The organism is Prochlorococcus marinus str. MIT 9313 (genome assembly GCF_000011485.1).
GTDB classification, from domain to species: Bacteria; Cyanobacteriota; Cyanobacteriia; order PCC-6307; family Cyanobiaceae; genus Prochlorococcus; species Prochlorococcus marinus_D.
Genome location: NC_005071.1, coordinates 1000807 through 1018302, shown reverse-complemented (window position 1 = coordinate 1018302; position 17496 = coordinate 1000807). Strand labels below are relative to the sequence as shown.

Below are 17496 nucleotides of genomic sequence, written 5' to 3'. Positions count from 1 at the left end.
TAACGATTAGGGCGGCGATGGACCTACTAATTTCGCGCTGAAATCCTCTCCACTGCCAACCAATAGCGGAACAGGCTGAGCCAAGCCTTCACATACCAAAACCCAGTCATGGAAGCGCAACTTGCCTGATTGATCGACGCAGATAATTGGCAGGGCCCCGCTACTTCTTTGCCCTTGTTTCAAGCATTGATCACAGGCACATAAGAAAGGGGCGTCCTCATCGAGTAGCGCCCAACGACAAACTTTGTGAGGAGTGTCGCCGTACTGTTCTACTCCTCGGTCTGTACAACCCAGAACCATAATGAGTAAAATCTCTCATCCCGACCAAGCAAAGAGGTAGCTATTAGAGAAGTACTTTGCTTTTCAGGGCATGGACACACCTGCTGTGGTTGTCATGGGGATCAGTTTTGTGCTTGCACTAGTCGGGCTGCGAGAGCTGCTTAAGGAACTGAAGCCCGCAAAGCCTCAAAAAGTTCACTGATGCCAATGTCCACTGGAAGAGGACATTGCTAGCCACTGTGTGGGAAAAGCGGAAAGGAGCAATTCTTACTACTGTCACCTTGTATCTGCCTGCTTAAACTTAGATCAGGAGTCCGAGGACGTCGAAAAGCTGACCTGGACTTGAGGGCATCCAACGCGGGTGCCCTTCTTCATGTCAGTTATTTGTGGTGCTTGCAGAAAAAATGGATATGTTATTGCTGCTTGTGAACAAATTCACTGTTGGAATTGAGCCAGGTCACTGCGTTTTTAAAGAGGTTGAGTGAATCTATGGATAGCGGTGAAGGATGAAAACAAAAAGTCGCCACCGCTCTAGGGGGAGAAAATAAATAAGAAAAGCCCCGCAGCATGGCGGGGCTTTTTGTTTATCTACTGCTCTGACATGTTTAGAGATCAATAATCTATGTCAGAAGAGCAACTCAAGGCATTAATCGCCAAGGTTCAAGCAGACACCTCATTGCAGGAACAGCTCAAGGCAGAAGGTGCTGATGTTGTAGCTATTGCTAAGGCTGCTGGGTTCTCGATTACAACAGAAGACTTAAAAGAGCATCGCCAAACACTGTCTGTGGGACGCCAAACACTGTCTGAAAGTGAGCTGGAAGGTCTGGCTGGGGGGGGGGGGGGAGCTCGTACAAAAACGGCCAATGTACCTTCGGACCTGCCTGTCCGAGCACCGGCCATGAGTACCTTCGCTGAAAACCAAACCTAAAAACCTGACTGGGACAGTCTGCATGAACTAAAAACTGAAAGCCCCTTTTATTGCAGCGGCTTTTTATTTCTTCAATCACCTCCCTATTCGCTCCTTAAAACGGCATCCGATACCTGGCACCATTGACTTGCATAAAGTTGCATTGATGTCTTCTATTAATGGTGGCATTAAAGTTTATTAGCTCTAAGCCAGCCAATTACACCTACTCCAGCATTGACTGAGGCTACTTGGGTTGAGGTTGAATTACTTACAACCCTTATCCGATACCAGATCCCACTCTGCCCAGAAGAAGTACGATTTACCGTGGAGATGATCTGAACTGTACTACGGCTACCAACAAGGGACCTCGGTATAATTGAGCATCCGCTTTTAATGCTTCCCACATTGGCAGGATTAAAGGCTCCGCAATCTCGCAGAAAACTAGGTGATTTTGTAACTCTAGTTGAAATTGGATGCGTTGTGGGTTACACCGAGATACTACCTGGGCATGGGTGAGCTACAACCGGAGCAGCTATATAGAAACTCATGCAGAATGCGGAAAGCCCACAAATTTTCTTGATCGATGTAGTCATGTTCAGTTTTTTTGAGTGAGGAGGATATCCTCTGTCTACAGAGCTTCTTCAACAGATACCACATTTGTCGTGATTACAGTCACTCGCAACTGTGACCTTGCTTAAGGCAGGTATATAGGCTCACGGAAACCCTGTTAATGAGCGGCAAACCTTGCGATTACTTATGACCACACTCTTTACGGCTGAGGACACTTCAGTATTGCTATATTCACTGGTCAGACCGCTTGCTTCTATTAATATCCTCTGCAATAAATTCTCAAGTATTTGAGCAATTTGTTGAGTCTGTCGGACACTTCTTTTTCTGCCAACCATCTAGGCTTTTTAAGATTATATGCTTACATTCATTAGCACATTTGTCTTCTGATCTCTGCCTCTGCGGACCTTGATGACCGGCTGCCTTTAAGGCAGTTGCTCGCTCTTAGGCATCAATGCAATCCAGCTTCATCGCCAATATCATTCGCTTATTTGTCGAAGCCACTGCGACGCAGTTCTTCGATGGCTGAGAGGTTGATCGGTGCAATCAGATCGGCACTGGCTCTCACCTGTCAGTGATACGGACCGCTTCGCTCAGCGCCCTGCCTTAGGTCCCGCTGCCGTGATGACAGGCGGGTCAAGGTCACATTCAGACATTGCTGCCCATCCCTCAATGTGATGGCATTGGTTTCTACGGCTCATTTCGTCTGAGCCGTCTGACCGTTCTTAGAGCTTGGCCACCCGCGACAACGTATTGGCGGCTCCAATGACTGAGTTGAGTTGACCTGTACGAAAGCCTTCTTTCATGACGGCCTTCATCATGTGAACCATTTCAGCGACAACAATCTTGCGGTCATGGTTGACGTCATCAATGACAACCTGCCGTGCTTCATGCAGGTAGTTCCGTGCTTGGCGTTCATCGACTCCCCACTCTGAGGCAGCGTGTTGAATCAATTCTGAGTTGACAGCACCTTTAGAGAGCATCTGTACGAATTGCAGGACGCGTTTTTCTTTTTCGTACTTGGTGCATTTCTTACCCATGCTTTGGATTCTGACAGGAATTAGTTCAAGGGTCGGTTTTTGATTAATTCGAGAACCCTCCGACCCTCGAGGATTCGACCAGTAGCAACCATGAACTTGTTAGCGATTGGATTCGGCAAGGCGTCGGGGTTTTTGTCGACGATCTCCCAGAAGATGTCTTCATGCAGCCCGAGGAGAGAAGAGGCATTACCTCGCGCGCGCGGGGCTTTGTTTTGCGGCTCCTCAGCCTCCTCAGCCTCTTTTGCATTGAGCAAAGGAGACAAAGGAGAATGAATAACTCGCAGACTTGCATTAGCAACCTCCGGACCCTGGGGAGGCTGGGGAGGGTGTTTTTGGATACCCACGCGCGCGAGGCTGAGATCAGAGCAAATGGGCCGGTAGCGAATAACAGTGCCGCCAGCTCGTGGATCATTGACGTTGCGCTTATCGATTAAATGCTTGTCGACGAGTTGCTCAAGGGTCGCGCGAGCTTTGCGATGACCCAAGTAAACAATGCGCAAAGGACGGCAAACGCTAGCAATGGCATTGCCAAAGCCATCAGTGAAGTGACCAACTGAGCATGCTGTCCTCACAAGTCAAAAATAAATACTTAAGCAAATGTGTACATCTAATTGCCCATCGGCAAGATGCTTTTGGATGATTAAAGCCGCTCAAAGATAGTGAAAAGAATCAAAAATATTGAATGCATTGTCAAAACACCCGCCAGTTGCTACCAGAAGTTGGTACTGAATGTTGGGGCTCGAGAAATGGATGCATGGGAGGTATCAGTATTGCTTGCAGGCGGTGCTTTTGCTGGTGCACTCAACACACTTGCAAGTAGCGGATCAGCAATAACACTTCCTCTTCTGATTGTCCTAGGAGTACCGCCAGGGGTTGCTAATGGGACGAATCGACTAGGAGTCTTGCTCGGATCTTTGTCAGCGGTAATCAGCTTTCAAAAATCAGGGTCTATCCCCTGGAGGAAAACTTTCACGCTATCTGCGCCGCTTGCCGTAGGCGCAATTATAGGGGCAAGAGCTGCAACCTATCTGAACGATGAGAGAATACAGCTAACAATTAATATGGCGATCATTGCTGCGTTGGTAGTACTTGTTATTGGGTCAAAGAGGTTTCTTTTTTTAAGGGAATCTCGTCAAAATAAAGAGAGTATTTTTATGCTACCCTGCATTTTTTTGGTGGGCTTTTGGACTGGATTTATAGTTTTAGACTCTGCCACGTATATGATTCTTGCATTAGTAATGCTTGGCTCGATGGATGTCACCGAAGCGAATCCGATAAAAGCCGTCTTTCTACTATTTGCGTCAATACTCTCTATTCCTATCTTCTTTTTAGAAGGTCAAATTGCCTTGATTCCTGGCATTGCATTAGCACTGGGAGGCGCTGTAGGATCTTGGTGGGCAGCTAAAGTTGCCATAAAACCTTGGATTAAAAGATGGATTTATTTTCTTTTGATTACAGTAGTCAGTATTGAGCTTGTCGGTATGATAATCAAGAATTAAAAGTAGCACCAACGAAAGATCAGAAGAAGACTCTCAAATTCCTCAGTGTTAAGACCCCTTCTATCGGTATCCCCAGGAATGGCCTATAGAAGGCTGATCATGTGCTGCCCTTGTTGGCTAGTGAAGCCCAGTCTTAGAGCGGTGCTTTTCTTATTTGCTTTCTGGCCCTGGGGCGGTGATGACTTTTTGTTTTCATCCTTCAGCGCTATCCATAAGTTGTCTCAACCTTTTTAAGAAAGCAGTGTCCTGGCTGAATGCCAGCAGTGAGTTTGATTAGTTGGCATCTTCTACGAATGGCGCTCAACGCTCGCTGCCCTGCGTAGATGAAAACTCCCATGTGTCCTCGTCTGTTTGCCATAGGTCCCAGACGTATTGAGATCCGCTTCTGACTGTGAGTTTGCCTCTAAATCCAGCAGGAACCTGCTGGTATAGCTCCTCAATGTTCACGGCATCTTCGCCTTCAAAGGTGAGAACTTGTGTAACGCGCTGGCACATCTGCTCTGAGAGAACAGCTTTCAGCTCTTCAATCGTCATCAGTTCCTCTTCAATGGCTTGGATTCATTCACCTGCGCATAGAGATCTGCTGTTGCATCTGGGGTGAAGCGGGCATAACTACTTAGATGCACCTCAATCGTGTGCCCCATGGCTTCAGCGATATTGGCCACAGGCAACCCCGCCGCATGTGACGCCTTGGCGTAGCGATGCCTTAAGGAAAGTGAGCAACATCACAGCTGCTGGTGAGGCAGGTCGCCAGGTGAACCGTTGATTCAGCCGATGGTTGGTTCATCGAGAGGGGAGACCCTCCACCGCTTTCAAACCAATGGCTATCACCAGACTGCTCTCTCCCTTGCAGAGAACCGCCTCAACCCGCGCTACTTCGTTTGCTTCCGCTTTAACTCCTCCAGTTAAATCAGCGGTTAGAGGCTCTTCCTGGCTTGCTGAATATTTGAAAAAACAAGCAGAGAAAGAAGCCGAACAGAAGGCTGCGGAAGAGCAAGCTGCTGCTGAACAAGCTGCCGCGGAGCAAGCCGCTGCTGAACAGGCCGCTGCTGAGCAAGCTGCCGCTGAGCAAGCTGCCGCTGAACAGGCCGCTGCTGAGCAAGCTGCTGCTGAACAAGCTGCCGCGGAGCAAGCCGCTGCTGAACAGGCCGCTGCTGAGCAAGCTGCCGCTGAGCAAGCTGCCGCGGAGCAAGCTGCCGCGGAGCAAGCCGCTGCTGAACAAGCTGCCGCGGAGCAAGCCGCTGCTGAACAAGCTGCCGCTGAGCAAGTTTCTGCAGAACAAGCCGCCTTAGAAGCGCAAAAGCAGGCTTATAAGGATGATGCTGATTTTATTTATGAGAATGATGGCAATACCTACGACAATGTCGATTTGACTGGAACAATTAACCCCTCTACTGGTCAGTCGCCTAATTGGTTTCTAGATGTAGGAAAGGGTAAATACACCACGGGCGAAGGGGATGATGTTGCTTACATGGATGGATATGGCGTGCTTAGCACAAGGGGTGGGGATGACATTGTTTATGTCGAGAATACGTCAGATGAGTTATGGATTTCGGCATATCTTGGCGAAGGAAACGACATGGCTTTTGGGGGGAAGGGGCATCAGGAGATCAGAGGTTTTCATGGAAACGACTATATTGATTCAGGTGATGATACTGATTTGGTAAATGGGGGGGGTGGGGCCGACGAATTTATTATTGACCTGCAAAATTCCGGCGTTGATACAATACTAGATTTCGTGCATGTTGGAGACAAAATTACTGTTTTAGATGGTGGAGAATCCTCGCAGGGTGATTGGTATTTGAATTTTAGTGATTCATTCAATGGGTTGGTTGGTTACGCTAATAATGCCGTCCCTCAGCAATTTTGTGAAATTTGGTCTTCTGACAATGAATTAAAGGCAGTCTTTGGGGTGGGTGTAGACAATACAGCCTATATTGATGACTTAGCAAATTTCCATAATACGACTGCAAAAATGTCCTCCGACGGTATTCAAATTTTGACAACTGAATTCGTTTCGCCTGAGGAAGGGGGATCCCTTGAATTTGTTTAGCCAACAAACTGCCGGGGAGCCTGATGCCTACGGGCTGAAAGTTATACAAAACCCAGAAGGGAAAGGCAGGGCAGCAAAAGCGGGCTGATCAAACCCCCGGCAAAACAATCAACATATCCACCAACACAATTGATATTGAAAACAAAGGGAATTAGGGATGGCTATAGGGAGCGAAGTATTTGGAAGGTGCGTTGAGGGGATATGAGTCGATGTAGGGCTAACGAATGCTGAGGCTTTATTTTCTGTGCCTTGCTTTTTTTATGGATTGATTGGGCGGCTGCACATTCAATCCTTGCTGCCGCTAAGAACTTTAAGAGCTGTGCTGGAAATTACACCCTCAAACCCCCCTGAATTGACAGGGACTTTCTATTTCATCAACGACTTCCATATTCGCTTAAAACGGCATCCGATACCTGGCACGAGCTTAACGAATAGGTTGGGTAATCTCAGGTAGGTTCCTAAAATATTCTAGTTCTGGTAATTCCTCTCAGGACCTGTGACGAAGATCACAACTAGCAATGATTAGGATCAATGACTTAGTAGAGGAATTAGGAGATGATGTGTTCATCCGAGGGATAAGTCCCTAATAACCAATCCAAACCAATGACAAACAACGAACTTACGATTGAACAGCTACAGTCCATCAACGGTGGTGGTGTATTTGCGAAGTTGGACGGCTTCGGTTCAAGAATTTCACGATCAAATCAACGTAGAGTAGTTATCCATCCAGATCTTATTATTGATCCTGTTCATAAAGTTGGATTGAGAGGGAATGGCGACGCAGCTGAACGTGCTGTTGCAGTTCCGGCCTTTCTGTAGTCTCACAATAACAAATACAAGATTAGAATAGGTCTAGTTTCTATTATTGGTGATGAAGGGTAAATAGCCCTAACCAATCCTCACATTATTCAACCAATCCAAACCAATGACAAACAACGAACTCACTATTGAAGAGTTGAAAAGTGTTAGTGGTGGTCTTATGAAATGTGAAGTAAAAGATACTCTCCCTCCTGTTATTCCATATCTTTCCCCACAAGTTTCAGTCTCTAGGATGAAGCTAGGTGTTTGGATTGATGGAAATACAGTCAATACTCAGGGTTTTACACCAACCACAGACCTGCCAGACGGCGACTACTGTTATTGATGGCCCATCTCTAGTTATTAGAAGCTAACTAATCCTCACGTTATTCAACCAATCCAAATCAATGGCTAACAACGAACTCACTATTGATCAACTCAAAGTAATTACTGGTAGGGGGCCCTTGCGTGGTCTCACCGACGTCTCTGCCGAAGGCGTGAAAACTAATGTCATGAGGGACACTGTAGACAGCTGCAATGTGGCAAGACCTTCGTGGCATAAGATCTCTAAACCATGGAATCATCCTCGTTAAAACATTCAAGGCAGGCTCGATTTCGACGGCCTTTGGATTTAGGAACCATTTGCATCTAGGTGAACTCGGGTAAGTTTCTCCATTATTACATTTTGGCAATTCCCCTGAGACTAGCTATACTTAACGAAGAGTATTTACACCTAATGACCGAACCCAACGAAGAGGTCAATGAGGAACTCTCAACTGATGATTTGAAGAGTGTTAGTGGTGGTATGCATCAAGGTGTTATGAATAGTTTTAGGGATGCCGCTGGCAACTACCAAGCAGGAAATGATTTGAGCGAAGCTTATCGCCGAAGCCCGCAAGGTTCTGGTTATGGAGGGACAAGAGAGGATTGGGAGAAGAGTAAGACTTTTGTTGATGCGACTTTTGGTGATGGTGATGGAAAACACGAATAAGTGACTACAGTTATGAACCAATCCAACACCTCTAACTCAAACTAATGACTGACCCAACTGAAAACGAAGAAATCAACGAGGAACTATCTACTGACGCCTTGTTGTTGCTTGCTTAGACCTAGATCAGGAGTCCGAGGACGTAGAGACCCTGAAAACCTGTCCTGGACTTGAGGGCATCCAACGCGGGTGCCCTTCTTCATGTCAATTGTTGGTTCTGTTTGCAGCGAAAAAGCATATGTTCTTGATGCTTGTGCTCAAACTCATTGCTGGTATTGAGCCAAGACACTACTTGCCAAAAGAATTGCAGAGAACCTATTGATAGCGGTGAAGGATGAAAACAAAAAGTCGCCACCGCTCTAGGGGGGAGAGATCAAATAAACAAAAGCCCCGCAGCATGGCGGGGCTTTTTGATGGTTCGTCGTCGAACTTCCTCTGTCTCCTTTTGCCACAATTGATGTGGCCTAATGGGAGCCAGCAAAAAAATCCCAGAAAATTAGTGACCTTTTAAGCGTTCAATTCCAGTGCTGCGCTCCCTCCGCCTGTCGTTATCGCTCACTGGCGCTGCTGCCCTTGCCTTGGCGAGTGCTCCCATCCAACCAGTAGCTGCTCAAGAGGATGGAAGTGCAGCAGATCTGGGGGTGATGGAGATCAACCTCAAAGATGCCAAATAAGTTAAAGCTTCAAGTGCATGCATTCAACAGCCTTAGATTTTGCTATAGATAAGAAGAAGCGACCCAGCAATCAATGTCAGAAGAACAACTCAAGGCATTCATCGCTAAAGTTCAGGCAGACACTTCTTTGCAGGAACAGCTCAAAGCAGAAGGCGCTGACCCTGTTGCTATTGCCAAAGCTGCAGGCTTCTCGATCACCACAGAAGACTTAAAAGAGCATCGCCAAGCCCTGTCTGATGATGATCTGGAAGGTGTGGCTGGTGGGACGATTGTGACAGTCACTGGAGCATTAATATCGATAGCTGCCGAATGTTAATGAAGGCAAAAAGTAAAACAATAGGCGTATTGTGTGGGTCTTACCAAGAGACTAAACACTAAAGCCCCTTTTATTGCACGGGCTTTTTATTTCATCAACGACTTCAATATTCACTTAAAAAGACATCCGATACCTGGCACCTTAAACTTATAAACAACACCCAATTTCTAATCCAATGTCAGAAGAACAACTGAAGGCATTCATCGCCAAGGTTCAAGCAGACACTTCACTGCAGGAACAGCTCAAAGCAGAAGGAGCTGATGTTGTTGCTATTGCAAAGGCTGCTGGGTTCACGATTACCACAGAAGACCTCAACTCTCATCGCCAAAATCTGACTGATGATGAGCTGGAAGGTGTGGCTGGGGGAACTGCATCTGGTGGTTGTGATACTAGTATGTTTTGTTACTAGTTAGACAGCTGTCACTGTCAGCCTATCTCTTTAGCCCCTCCCACCACAGGGGCTTTTCATTTCTTCAATCACCTCACTATTGGCTTAAAACGCCATCCGATACCTGGCACCATTGACTTGCAGAAAGTTGCCTTGATGTCTTCTTTAGCAGGCAACAACCAGCAATAGTTTTTCGTATTCATCACAAATTCACCTTTAAATTCTTTTACCCTAAAACTACTTATATCCCTACCTTAATCACCACAACCTGAGAATTTGATCTCCATCTCTGATTCCATTGGCTTTTCTAAATCTGACCGCAAGTTGATGCCAATCCTCAGGGATTTGATTGAGGCGAATATCAAACGCAAACGGCAGCTGTTGTTGACCTGGAGAAACCTTCTCTTTCCTGCCCGGCGGATTTATGGGCTAGGTCCGACGTACATAGCTGCAGCGTGGCCCGCCGCACCATTGCGCCGTGGCCCGGCGCATTGATCTGTCGCGCCTTCTAACGAGTGAAAATAATTGAGGTGTGATCAAGCTCACAGCAGCTCTTGAACTAGATCAACACAGCAGCCATTGATTCGAGAGATGGTGAATGCATTGGAGGAAACAACCTCCTCAACCTCTCAAAACCATGACCAATCAAGAACTAACTCTCGATCAACTCCAGACCGTTGCTGGAGGCATCATTCACCCTAATTACAAGAGGAATGCCAGAAGGGTGGCAACAAAGTCTTTTGATATTGGACCTGTAACGACTCGTGGAATCCGTGGCGATAGAGATCAACCATTAATGCCTACACAGCGCATTTCAATTTCACCTGTTCCAACACCCATTCCATGAGAGATGGATGGCCTTTGCCCCGCTAGAGGCGGGGCTTGTTCATGTTCAGAGAATCAACGCCTCCCGAAACTTTCGCTGCCAACCAAGCGACTGCCTCACGCTCTGCGCTGAAACTCAGATTTCAAAGCATCATGAACTGAACTTTTAAGTCTTTGAGCCCAGTGTTGCGTTCCCTTCGTCTTTCTTTATCCGTAGCTAGTGCTGCTGCTCTTGCCTTAGCCAGCACTCCCATCCATCCAGTCGCTGCTCAAGAAGAAGACGGCAGTGCAGCAGATCTAGGTGTCATGGAGATCAACCTCAAAGACGCTGTGCAGTTCAACTGGGGTTTTCAAGGTGCATTGCAAGGAGCAGGTACACCCAATCAAGCTGGTATTGGCGCCTTTCTTCCCATTGCCGTTGGTGAGAACAGCGTTTGGTTTATCGATGCTCTAGCCAATGCCAACTTCTCTGATCGAGATGGTGAAAGCAGCATCGTTAATACCGATGTTGCTGGTACCACGATCAGCACTTCAACAAGGCTTGGCTATCGCTGGCTCAACGGAGACCGCAGCTGGATGTACGGCATCAATGCTGGCTATGACAGCCGGCCGATGAATACAGGTGATGCTGATACCAGCGTCAATGTTATTGACAAGCGTGATGTCTTCTTCTCTCAAGTTGCTGCAGGGTTAGAAGCAGTCTCAGACACTTGGAACTTCAATGCTTATGCACTGGTTCCCATTGGTGATGTCGAACACAGGCTGAACAGCCATTACGACGGTGGTGCTCTTGGTACCTACGGCTTAGATGTCGGCTACAGCATCACACCAGATCTCAATGCTTCTGTTGGTTATTACTATCAGCAAGGAGATCTCGGTGATGCTGATGGTTCTGGTGTTAAAGGAAGACTGGCATACAACATCAGCAATGGTTTAACTCTTGGCGCCAATCTTTCTTACGATGAAGCCTTTGATACACGCTTTACGGCAGACATTAAATATCGTTTTGGCAGCAATGGCTATGGAGCACCAAGCAAGAGTGAACCAGCAGTGATGCCTGCGATTCAAGCGTTATTTACAACACCAGCCAATCGGGATGTAAGGGTGCATGACGGCTGGGTATCTGCGGTGGTTGGGTGTTATTATGAGCCCTCGTTTTGTTGACGGCCGAGATGCCCCCTAACCCCCTGCGATTATAGGGTCTTTTTATTTCTTCAACGACTTCCCTATTCGCTTAAAACGGCATCCGATACCTGGCACGAGCTTAACGAATAGGTTGGGTAATCTCAGGTAGGTTCCTGAAATATTCTAGTTCTGGTAATTCCTCTCAGGACCTGTGACGAAGATCACAACTAGCAATGATTAGGATCAATGACTTAGTAGAGGAATTAGGAGATGATGTGTTCATCCGAGGGATAAGTCCCTAATAACCAATCCAAACCAATGACAAACAACGAACTTACGATTGAACAGCTACAGTCCATCAACGGTGGTGGTGTATTTGCGAAGTTGGACGGCTTCGGTTCAAGAATTTCACGATCAAATCAACGTAGAGTAGTTATCCATCCAGATCTTATTATTGATCCTGTTCATAAAGTTGGATTGAGAGGGAATGGCGACGCAGCTGAACGTGCTGTTGCAGTTCCGGCCTTTCTGTAGTCTCACAATAACAAATACAAGATTAGAACAGGTCTAGTTTCTATTATTGGTGATGAAGGGTAAATAGCCCTAACCAATCCTCACATTATTCAACCAATCCAAACCAATGACAAACAACGAACTCACTATTGAAGAGTTGAAAAGTGTTAGTGGTGGTCTTATGAAATGTGAAGTAAAAGATACTCTCCCTCCTGTTATTCCATATCTTTCCCCACAAGTTTCAGTCTCTAGGATGAAGCTAGGTGTTTGGATTGATGGAAATACAGTCAATACTCAGGGTTTTACACCAACCACAGACCTGCCAGACGGCGACTACTGTTATTGATGGCCCATCTCTAGTTATTAGAAGCTAACTAATCCTCACGTTATTCAACCAATCCAAATCAATGGCTAACAACGAACTCACTATTGATCAACTCAAAGTAATTACTGGTAGGGGGCCCTTGCGTGGTCTCACCGACGTCTCTGCCGAAGGCGTGAAAACTAATGTCATGAGGGACACTGTAGACAGCTGCAATGTGGCAAGACCTTCGTGGCATAAGATCTCTAAACCATGGAATCATCCTCGTTAAAACATTCAAGGCAGGCTCGATTTCGACGGCCTTTGGATTTAGGAACCATTTGCATCTAGGTGAACTCGGGTAAGTTTCTCCATTATTACATTTTGGCAATTCCCCTGAGACTAGCTATACTTAACGAAGAGTATTTACACCTAATGACCGAACCCAACGAAGAGGTCAATGAGGAACTCTCAACTGATGATTTGAAGAGTGTTAGTGGTGGTATGCATCAAGGTGTTATGAATAGTTTTAGGGATGCCGCTGGCAACTACCAAGCAGGAAATGATTTGAGCGAAGCTTATCGCCGAAGCCCGCAAGGTTCTGGTTATGGAGGGACAAGAGAGGATTGGGAGAAGAGTAAGACTTTTGTTGATGCGACTTTTGGTGATGGTGATGGAAAACACGAATAAGTGACTACAGTTATGAACCAATCCAACACCTCTAACTCAAACTAATGACTGACCCAACTGAAAACGAAGAAATCAACGAGGAACTATCTACTGACGCCTTGTTGTTGCTTGCTTAGACCTAGATCAGGAGTCCGAGGACGTAGAGACCCTGAAAACCTGTCCTGGACTTGAGGGCATCCAACGCGGGTGCCCTTCTTCATGTCAATTGTTGGTTCTGTTTGCAGCGAAAAAGCATATGTTCTTGATGCTTGTGCTCAAACTCATTGCTGGTATTGAGCCAAGACACTACTTGCCAAAAGAATTGCAGAGAACCTATTGATAGCGGTGAAGGATGAAAACAAAAAGTCGCCACCGCTCTAGGGGGGAGAGATCAAATAAACAAAAGCCCCGCAGCATGGCGGGGCTTTTTGATGATTAGTCCTCAAGATTCCTCAGTCTCCTTTTACTGCAGTTGATGTGGCCTAAGAGCTGCAACCAAAAATATCCCAGATAATGAGTGACCTTTTAAGCGTTCAATTCCAGTGCTGCGTTCCCTCCGCCTGCCTCTATCGCTTACTGGTGCTGCTGCTCTTGCCTTAGCTATTTCTCCCATTCAGCCTGTTGTAGTTCAAGAGGATGGCAGTACAGCAGATCTTGGGGTCATGTAGATCATTTATAAATACCAAATAAGTCCAATCTTCAGGTCCATGCATTCATCAGCCTTAGGTTGGGCTAAAATAAGAAAAAGCGACGCAACTAAAATGTCAGAAGAGCAACTCAAAGCCTTCCTGGAGAAAGTCAAAGGCGACACCAGCCTTCAGGAGAAGCTTCAAGCAGCTGCTGATTCAGACGCAGTTCTTGCGATTGCGAAAGAGGCTGGGTTTATGATTTCTGCTGATGAATTGAAGAAGGCTCAATCAGAGATTTCTGAAGAGGAGCTGGAAAGCGCGGCTGGTGGAAGGCTCAAGAGTGGATGTCACTGTGGCACTGTAATAAGAAGTTACAGCAAATATTGTTGACTTGTGGAAATGCTTGACTTGATGTCAATCACTGTTGACTGATATGTAGTGTGTAGTAGCAAGTCCAATTCCCTCCACTAAGAAAATTGAACCCTATTCAATAACCCTATTCCCCTCACTATAAAGACTAATCATCAAATAGTCGATGCTCTTCTGACGGGGTGTAAGAGGACTTCAGTTCACCTTTGCCGTCAAGCAAGGTTGCAGGTAACGGCCAACCTTCAACTACTTAAGACTCCAGGCGCTCCTGGAGCACGTCCGCACCGTGTCGGACGAGGAAGTCATCAGCACCGTTTTTTGAGCCGTCATGTTCAAAAGGGAGAGTGCATCGGTGGGGCTTTGCTCCAAGCTTGCGAGTCCAGTTGCCAATGTCAGTGGCGGCTTGATTAACGCTGATGTTGTCTTCAATGTCGGAGTCAAAAAGGATGATGACCTTGCGGCCACGCATCGGAATGGCTTTCAACTCCGGCAGTAAACGGGTTGCGTTCTTGTTATTCCATACTCCGTTCTCGTCGCGTCGGTCCTTGGTGTTCCAGGTGCCCGTCAAGCCGACAAAGCAGTACCCATTGGGGATGTTTTGAAAACAACTATCGACTTTGACTGGGCCTTCAATTAACACCAGCGGGATGTTGATGTCATCGAGGTAACCCTCAGGCATAAGAGGGCTGAAGTAGGGGCGGGAGCCTGATGCTGGAGGCGCCTTGAACTTGGGTTTACCCGTAGGGAATGGACGGCGAACGCGGTATGGATTGCCTCGGCTGTCTTTGTAGGGTTTGCCCTGTGGATCGCAGTAAGGGATGCAGAGATCAGATCCATCAGCGAAATAGTGCCCACCCAGTCGTGCGGGATCAACTCCTCGCTCCTTGAGGTAGGCGAGATGTTCTGAGGACTTCATGCCTCCGACCCTGTTGGCGTAACAGAATCAGGCTCGTCATAGGTCTCAATAGCCAGACGATTCCCCTCAGCTTCTGTCTGGCGTTTTTGATCCTCCTGTCGTGCAATTTGAATCGTTCGCTGCATTTGCAGCTCAATGATGGAAGGCACGTTGTAAAGGACACTGCCGTGCTTGCCGCCGGTCGAATAAATCCAATCGACACCAGGGCGAATCCTGCGTCTTCGGCGCATTGCACGAAGAGTGCTGGGTTTCATTGCAAGCTGCTCGCCTGCAACAGCCTCCGGCACCCATACGGGTGATGTGGTCATTAGTGGTCCTTATTTGATCCCTTCGCTTTGGCAGCCATCCTGTCCAGTTCCGCCTCAACCTCTGGCGAGTAGCGCATTAGCTCCAACGGTTTAGCGTCAGCTGCTAAACACTCCTCCCAGAATTCTGGAGAGACCTGAAAAGTCACTCCGTTCCATCGAAAAGTTCGACGGGATTTGTTGTTGTGGCGAGCAGGACGAGGCAAGTTCTTCGCTTCCAGTGAAGAGGGGGATAGAACCGCCTTTTGAGCAACCCCTATTCGGGGCCAGCGCCACCTCCAGCGCACCAATCACATGGCTGATGATCGGGTAGGGACCAGGGAAACCCTGGCAGGAGCACATTCAAGGAGCTGTCGAAACAGTGCTTTGTGCGTGCATCTCTCAGTAGGCCAATTCTTTATCCGTTGCATTTACCTGTCAACAGGCGTCAGAGAAGTTGTGCGAAAGAACCCACCGGCAATACAAGGGTTTTCGCACCCCTTTCGCACAGCTGGATATTCGATTCGCTGAGAAGTCAGTCGGGGCGACAGGATTCGAACCTGCGACCTAGTGCTCCCAAAGCACCCGCGCTACCAAGCTGCGCCACGCCCCGCCACGCAAGAATCCTAATCTCTGGAGTGCTTATCAGTAAAACCTTTGCCACCAATAGGTTGGCCCTTTTTGTAGAGAATCATTCTGAGTTCGTCTGTGGCGTGGGCGTCACTCAGCCGATCGGGCTGATTTTCCTCCCTTGATGCTCTGACAATCGCAACGACAACCCCCATAACGTTGGTTGGTGCAGTCGTTTCAGCAAGGGTCGGCAGGGATCACCTACGCCATATTTTTGATAGTCATGACTTTAAAATCGAGCGATTGTCCATGATCATGTTCACCTCATGCTGGTAGAGCTATATCTAGGTGGACTAAAAGTTCAGAAGCTAATGATGGAGACTGGTCGAGCAGAGGCAAATTTGTGGTTTGGCCAGCACTAATCAGGAACATACTGATGCAACACCCTCCACAAGAATTGATTCGCCGCTTGGAGCGAGTGCTGACTCCGAAAGAAATGGAAGCCTGGCTAGAAGGCTGGCAACAATCATTGGCAGCTGGAGCAGAGCCACCGCCGATTCCAACATGGGGGTTGCCATCACCTAGCCCCAATAGGAATCTCTAGCCTACAGAGAAGTTGTGATTTTACTTCTCTATTCTGATGAAATCATTCAATGGTTATTGGTGTTTTAGCCGCGCTTTCTGGATCTCTTGCTTGGACATTAAGTAGTAGTCTTTGGCGCTCAATCGATACGTCATTAACTGCCTGGCAATTAAATGGTCTTAAGATCGTCATTGCCACATTATTTTTGTGCCCTGTACTTCTATTCTTGCCATGGTCTGAGCAGACCAATGGCTTGATGTTATTGATGGCCAGTGGTGCATTAGGTATTGCATTGGGAGATAGCTTCTACTTCGCTGCTCTGCGACGACTTGGAACACGAAGAACATTGACGATCGAAGCGATAGGACCACTTTTGGCGAGCTTTTACGGAATGACATTTTTAGCTGAGACGATAAATTTGAGGTCTTGGCTTGGAGCAATCCTTGTTACCACATCAGTCGTCATTGCAGCCTTTCAACAGCCACCCGAAAAGCGAGTGGGTTTCAATCAACAGTTCTCGTCTCAACGTTTGGGGCTACTCTTTGCTCTCTCTGGTGTGATTTGCGGCGTTAGTGGTGCCGCACTTTCACGACAAGTACTCCTTCTAGGCCAGATCACACCTTTACAAAGTGCTGCCATTCGCTTACTAGGTGGATTATTGCTCATTATTCCTTGGCTTCGAAAACGCATTCGATCAGTTCCTTATCCACGTCCGTCACAAGTCCGTTGGCCCAGGATTCTGTTTGCAACATTGTTGGGAACCAACCTTGGGATTATTTTGCAACAGCTAGCTCTGCAAAAGCTTCCCTTAGGGATTGGGGTGACATTACTGAGCAGCTCACCTGTAATGGCTTTGCTTCTTTGCCGCTATGAAGGCGATAGCCTAAGGATTGGAGGAATAGCTGCATCTTTTATGGCAGTTTTTGGAATTTGGCTTGCAGTAACTAGCTAAATACAAAAAACTTTAACTCTATTAAATAGAATCCTATGATTTTGTCAACCAACTCAGGCTCGCCACGGCATTAACCATTATTTAAGAGAGCGTGGCCATCAAAGATGTCAGAGTTGGCTTTGGTGTCTTAAAGATTGCCAGGTTCAAATCAAAAGGTTAGGCGTTGAAAAATCAGATAAGTTGAAGAAGTTGTTCTTCAACTTATTGATAACACCTGGCGAAAGTCTAATGAGAAGAATCAAGTCTTGTCT

Annotated in this window: 27 protein-coding genes, 1 tRNA gene and 2 pseudogenes; 20 read left to right on the top strand and 10 right to left on the bottom strand. The window is 47.0% G+C overall.

Annotated features, from left to right (window positions below):
• Window positions 1-6 precede the first annotated feature (6 nt).
• Window positions 7-300, bottom strand: coding sequence for a hypothetical protein (locus AKG35_RS04940; protein ID WP_011130311.1), 294 nt, complete (start codon window positions 298-300; stop codon window positions 7-9).
• Window positions 301-901: 601 nt separating this feature from the next.
• On the opposite strand from AKG35_RS04940, the gene AKG35_RS04935 reads away from it, so the two are divergent.
• Together AKG35_RS04935 and AKG35_RS12835 are read left to right on the top strand one after the other, a co-directional pair.
• Complete coding sequence (locus tag AKG35_RS04935; RefSeq protein ID WP_011130310.1) at window positions 902-1207, top strand: Nif11-like leader peptide family natural product precursor; 306 nt, start codon at window positions 902-904, stop codon at window positions 1205-1207.
• 1086 nt (window positions 1208-2293) lie between these two features.
• Window positions 2294-2431 carry a hypothetical protein gene (locus AKG35_RS12835; protein WP_157859826.1) on the top strand — a complete coding sequence of 46 codons (138 nt, stop codon included), beginning with the start codon at window positions 2294-2296 and terminating at the stop codon, window positions 2429-2431.
• A 47-nt stretch (window positions 2432-2478) separates the two neighbouring features.
• Here AKG35_RS12835 and AKG35_RS04930 read toward each other — a convergent pair whose 3' ends face one another.
• Both AKG35_RS04930 and AKG35_RS04925 read right to left on the bottom strand, forming a co-directional pair.
• A complete protein-coding gene (locus AKG35_RS04930) occupies window positions 2479-2793 on the bottom strand; it encodes a hypothetical protein (protein WP_011130309.1) in 315 nt (104 codons plus the stop codon).
• A 20-nt stretch (window positions 2794-2813) separates the two neighbouring features.
• Window positions 2814-3365, bottom strand: coding sequence for a hypothetical protein (locus AKG35_RS04925; protein WP_011130308.1), 552 nt, complete (start codon window positions 3363-3365; stop codon window positions 2814-2816).
• A gap of 87 nt (window positions 3366-3452) precedes the next feature.
• Here AKG35_RS04925 and AKG35_RS04920 point away from each other — a divergent pair, with 87 nt between their 5' ends.
• Entirely contained in the window at window positions 3453-4292 is an 840-nt protein-coding gene (locus tag AKG35_RS04920) for a sulfite exporter TauE/SafE family protein (RefSeq protein WP_011130307.1), read from the top strand.
• Window positions 4293-4592: 300 nt separating this feature from the next.
• Here the strand turns inward: AKG35_RS04920 and AKG35_RS04915 are convergent, their stop codons facing one another.
• Both AKG35_RS04915 and AKG35_RS12310 read right to left on the bottom strand, forming a co-directional pair.
• Window positions 4593-4826 (bottom strand): hypothetical protein, encoded by a 234-nt coding sequence (locus AKG35_RS04915; protein WP_041384398.1) that lies wholly within the window; start codon window positions 4824-4826, stop codon window positions 4593-4595.
• Window positions 4826-4963: a hypothetical protein gene (locus AKG35_RS12310; RefSeq protein ID WP_236069669.1), complete on the bottom strand. Its 138-nt coding sequence runs from the start codon at window positions 4961-4963 to the stop codon at window positions 4826-4828. Before AKG35_RS12310 ends, AKG35_RS04915 begins: the two co-directional genes overlap by 1 nt.
• 149 nt (window positions 4964-5112) lie before the next feature.
• On the opposite strand from AKG35_RS12310, the gene AKG35_RS13390 reads away from it, so the two are divergent.
• From AKG35_RS13390 to AKG35_RS04865, 16 genes and pseudogenes are all read left to right on the top strand, one after another.
• Window positions 5113-6345 carry a calcium-binding protein gene (locus AKG35_RS13390; protein WP_011130306.1) on the top strand — a complete coding sequence of 411 codons (1233 nt, stop codon included), beginning with the start codon at window positions 5113-5115 and terminating at the stop codon, window positions 6343-6345.
• A 603-nt stretch (window positions 6346-6948) separates the two neighbouring features.
• Window positions 6949-7164 (top strand): CCRG-2 family RiPP, encoded by a 216-nt coding sequence (locus AKG35_RS04905; RefSeq protein ID WP_041384396.1) that lies wholly within the window; start codon window positions 6949-6951, stop codon window positions 7162-7164.
• 106 nt (window positions 7165-7270) lie between these two features.
• Window positions 7271-7489 carry a CCRG-2 family RiPP gene (locus AKG35_RS12830; RefSeq protein ID WP_157859824.1) on the top strand — a complete coding sequence of 73 codons (219 nt, stop codon included), beginning with the start codon at window positions 7271-7273 and terminating at the stop codon, window positions 7487-7489.
• A gap of 61 nt (window positions 7490-7550) precedes the next feature.
• Window positions 7551-7736 carry a CCRG-2 family RiPP gene (locus AKG35_RS13760; RefSeq protein WP_157859823.1) on the top strand — a complete coding sequence of 62 codons (186 nt, stop codon included), beginning with the start codon at window positions 7551-7553 and terminating at the stop codon, window positions 7734-7736.
• 143 nt (window positions 7737-7879) lie between these two features.
• Window positions 7880-8134, top strand: coding sequence for a hypothetical protein (locus AKG35_RS04900; RefSeq protein WP_041384394.1), 255 nt, complete (start codon window positions 7880-7882; stop codon window positions 8132-8134).
• Window positions 8135-8655: 521 nt separating this feature from the next.
• Window positions 8656-8799: pseudogene (locus AKG35_RS13305) on the top strand (carbamoyl-phosphate synthase); the annotation flags it as partial.
• Window positions 8800-8878: 79 nt separating this feature from the next.
• On the top strand, window positions 8879-9121 hold the full coding sequence (locus AKG35_RS04895) for a Nif11-like leader peptide family natural product precursor (protein WP_011130305.1): 243 nt from the start codon (window positions 8879-8881) through the stop codon (window positions 9119-9121).
• Window positions 9122-9296: 175 nt separating this feature from the next.
• Window positions 9297-9530, top strand: a complete 234-nt coding sequence (locus tag AKG35_RS04890) for a Nif11-like leader peptide family natural product precursor (RefSeq protein WP_011130304.1) — start codon at window positions 9297-9299, stop codon at window positions 9528-9530.
• A gap of 577 nt (window positions 9531-10107) precedes the next feature.
• A complete protein-coding gene (locus tag AKG35_RS04885; protein WP_011130303.1) occupies window positions 10108-10356 on the top strand; it encodes a CCRG-2 family protein in 249 nt (82 codons plus the stop codon).
• A 161-nt stretch (window positions 10357-10517) separates the two neighbouring features.
• A complete protein-coding gene (locus AKG35_RS04880; RefSeq protein WP_011130302.1) occupies window positions 10518-11498 on the top strand; it encodes a carbamoyl-phosphate synthase in 981 nt (326 codons plus the stop codon).
• A gap of 279 nt (window positions 11499-11777) precedes the next feature.
• Window positions 11778-11993 carry a CCRG-2 family RiPP gene (locus AKG35_RS04875; RefSeq protein WP_041384396.1) on the top strand — a complete coding sequence of 72 codons (216 nt, stop codon included), beginning with the start codon at window positions 11778-11780 and terminating at the stop codon, window positions 11991-11993.
• A gap of 106 nt (window positions 11994-12099) precedes the next feature.
• Window positions 12100-12318, top strand: a complete 219-nt coding sequence (locus AKG35_RS12820) for a CCRG-2 family RiPP (protein ID WP_157859824.1) — start codon at window positions 12100-12102, stop codon at window positions 12316-12318.
• A 61-nt stretch (window positions 12319-12379) separates the two neighbouring features.
• Window positions 12380-12565 carry a CCRG-2 family RiPP gene (locus AKG35_RS13755; protein WP_157859823.1) on the top strand — a complete coding sequence of 62 codons (186 nt, stop codon included), beginning with the start codon at window positions 12380-12382 and terminating at the stop codon, window positions 12563-12565.
• 143 nt (window positions 12566-12708) lie between these two features.
• Window positions 12709-12963, top strand: a complete 255-nt coding sequence (locus tag AKG35_RS04870; RefSeq protein WP_041384394.1) for a hypothetical protein — start codon at window positions 12709-12711, stop codon at window positions 12961-12963.
• Between the two features lie 521 nt (window positions 12964-13484).
• Window positions 13485-13607, top strand: a pseudogene (locus AKG35_RS13385) (carbamoyl-phosphate synthase); the annotation flags it as partial.
• A gap of 96 nt (window positions 13608-13703) precedes the next feature.
• Window positions 13704-13961 (top strand): Nif11-like leader peptide family natural product precursor, encoded by a 258-nt coding sequence (locus AKG35_RS04865; protein WP_052646174.1) that lies wholly within the window; start codon window positions 13704-13706, stop codon window positions 13959-13961.
• A 229-nt stretch (window positions 13962-14190) separates the two neighbouring features.
• Here the strand turns inward: AKG35_RS04865 and AKG35_RS04860 are convergent, their stop codons facing one another.
• From AKG35_RS04860 to AKG35_RS12810, 5 genes are all read right to left on the bottom strand, one after another.
• Entirely contained in the window at window positions 14191-14856 is a 666-nt protein-coding gene (locus AKG35_RS04860; protein WP_011130299.1) for a DUF3854 domain-containing protein, read from the bottom strand.
• Complete coding sequence (locus tag AKG35_RS04855) at window positions 14853-15164, bottom strand: hypothetical protein (RefSeq protein WP_011130298.1); 312 nt, start codon at window positions 15162-15164, stop codon at window positions 14853-14855. Before AKG35_RS04855 ends, AKG35_RS04860 begins: the two co-directional genes overlap by 4 nt.
• The gene (locus AKG35_RS04850; RefSeq protein ID WP_236069667.1) at window positions 15164-15367 is read right to left on the bottom strand and encodes a DUF4407 domain-containing protein; all 204 of its coding nucleotides are present in this window, start codon (window positions 15365-15367) and stop codon (window positions 15164-15166) included. The genes AKG35_RS04855 and AKG35_RS04850 overlap by 1 nt, the downstream gene beginning before the upstream one ends.
• Window positions 15368-15679: 312 nt before the next feature.
• Window positions 15680-15753: transfer RNA gene (locus AKG35_RS04845), tRNA-Pro, on the bottom strand.
• A 379-nt stretch (window positions 15754-16132) separates the two neighbouring features.
• Window positions 16133-16288, bottom strand: a complete 156-nt coding sequence (locus AKG35_RS12810; RefSeq protein WP_157859822.1) for a hypothetical protein — start codon at window positions 16286-16288, stop codon at window positions 16133-16135.
• A 75-nt stretch (window positions 16289-16363) separates the two neighbouring features.
• Between AKG35_RS12810 and AKG35_RS04840 the strand changes: the two genes are divergently transcribed.
• Complete coding sequence (locus AKG35_RS04840; protein WP_011130296.1) at window positions 16364-17245, top strand: DMT family transporter; 882 nt, start codon at window positions 16364-16366, stop codon at window positions 17243-17245.
• Window positions 17246-17496 lie beyond the last annotated feature (251 nt).

Coding starts and splice junctions, on each gene's coding strand:
- AKG35_RS04940 (WP_011130311.1), bottom strand. CDS start 300: ATGGTTCTGGGTTGTACAGACCGAGGAGTAGAACAGTACGGCGACACT.
- AKG35_RS04935 (WP_011130310.1), top strand. CDS start 902: ATGTCAGAAGAGCAACTCAAGGCATTAATCGCCAAGGTTCAAGCAGAC.
- AKG35_RS04930 (WP_011130309.1), bottom strand. CDS start 2,793: ATGGGTAAGAAATGCACCAAGTACGAAAAAGAAAAACGCGTCCTGCAA.
- AKG35_RS04915 (WP_041384398.1), bottom strand. CDS start 4,826: ATGACGATTGAAGAGCTGAAAGCTGTTCTCTCAGAGCAGATGTGCCAG.
- AKG35_RS13390 (WP_011130306.1), top strand. CDS start 5,113: ATGGCTATCACCAGACTGCTCTCTCCCTTGCAGAGAACCGCCTCAACC.
- AKG35_RS04905 (WP_041384396.1), top strand. CDS start 6,949: ATGACAAACAACGAACTTACGATTGAACAGCTACAGTCCATCAACGGT.
- AKG35_RS12830 (WP_157859824.1), top strand. CDS start 7,271: ATGACAAACAACGAACTCACTATTGAAGAGTTGAAAAGTGTTAGTGGT.
- AKG35_RS13760 (WP_157859823.1), top strand. CDS start 7,551: ATGGCTAACAACGAACTCACTATTGATCAACTCAAAGTAATTACTGGT.
- AKG35_RS04900 (WP_041384394.1), top strand. CDS start 7,880: ATGACCGAACCCAACGAAGAGGTCAATGAGGAACTCTCAACTGATGAT.
- AKG35_RS04895 (WP_011130305.1), top strand. CDS start 8,879: ATGTCAGAAGAACAACTCAAGGCATTCATCGCTAAAGTTCAGGCAGAC.
- AKG35_RS04890 (WP_011130304.1), top strand. CDS start 9,297: ATGTCAGAAGAACAACTGAAGGCATTCATCGCCAAGGTTCAAGCAGAC.
- AKG35_RS04885 (WP_011130303.1), top strand. CDS start 10,108: ATGCATTGGAGGAAACAACCTCCTCAACCTCTCAAAACCATGACCAAT.
- AKG35_RS04875 (WP_041384396.1), top strand. CDS start 11,778: ATGACAAACAACGAACTTACGATTGAACAGCTACAGTCCATCAACGGT.
- AKG35_RS12820 (WP_157859824.1), top strand. CDS start 12,100: ATGACAAACAACGAACTCACTATTGAAGAGTTGAAAAGTGTTAGTGGT.
- AKG35_RS13755 (WP_157859823.1), top strand. CDS start 12,380: ATGGCTAACAACGAACTCACTATTGATCAACTCAAAGTAATTACTGGT.
- AKG35_RS04870 (WP_041384394.1), top strand. CDS start 12,709: ATGACCGAACCCAACGAAGAGGTCAATGAGGAACTCTCAACTGATGAT.
- AKG35_RS04865 (WP_052646174.1), top strand. CDS start 13,704: ATGTCAGAAGAGCAACTCAAAGCCTTCCTGGAGAAAGTCAAAGGCGAC.
- AKG35_RS04860 (WP_011130299.1), bottom strand. CDS start 14,856: ATGAAGTCCTCAGAACATCTCGCCTACCTCAAGGAGCGAGGAGTTGAT.
- AKG35_RS04855 (WP_011130298.1), bottom strand. CDS start 15,164: ATGACCACATCACCCGTATGGGTGCCGGAGGCTGTTGCAGGCGAGCAG.
- AKG35_RS12810 (WP_157859822.1), bottom strand. CDS start 16,288: ATGGCAACCCCCATGTTGGAATCGGCGGTGGCTCTGCTCCAGCTGCCA.
- AKG35_RS04840 (WP_011130296.1), top strand. CDS start 16,364: ATGGTTATTGGTGTTTTAGCCGCGCTTTCTGGATCTCTTGCTTGGACA.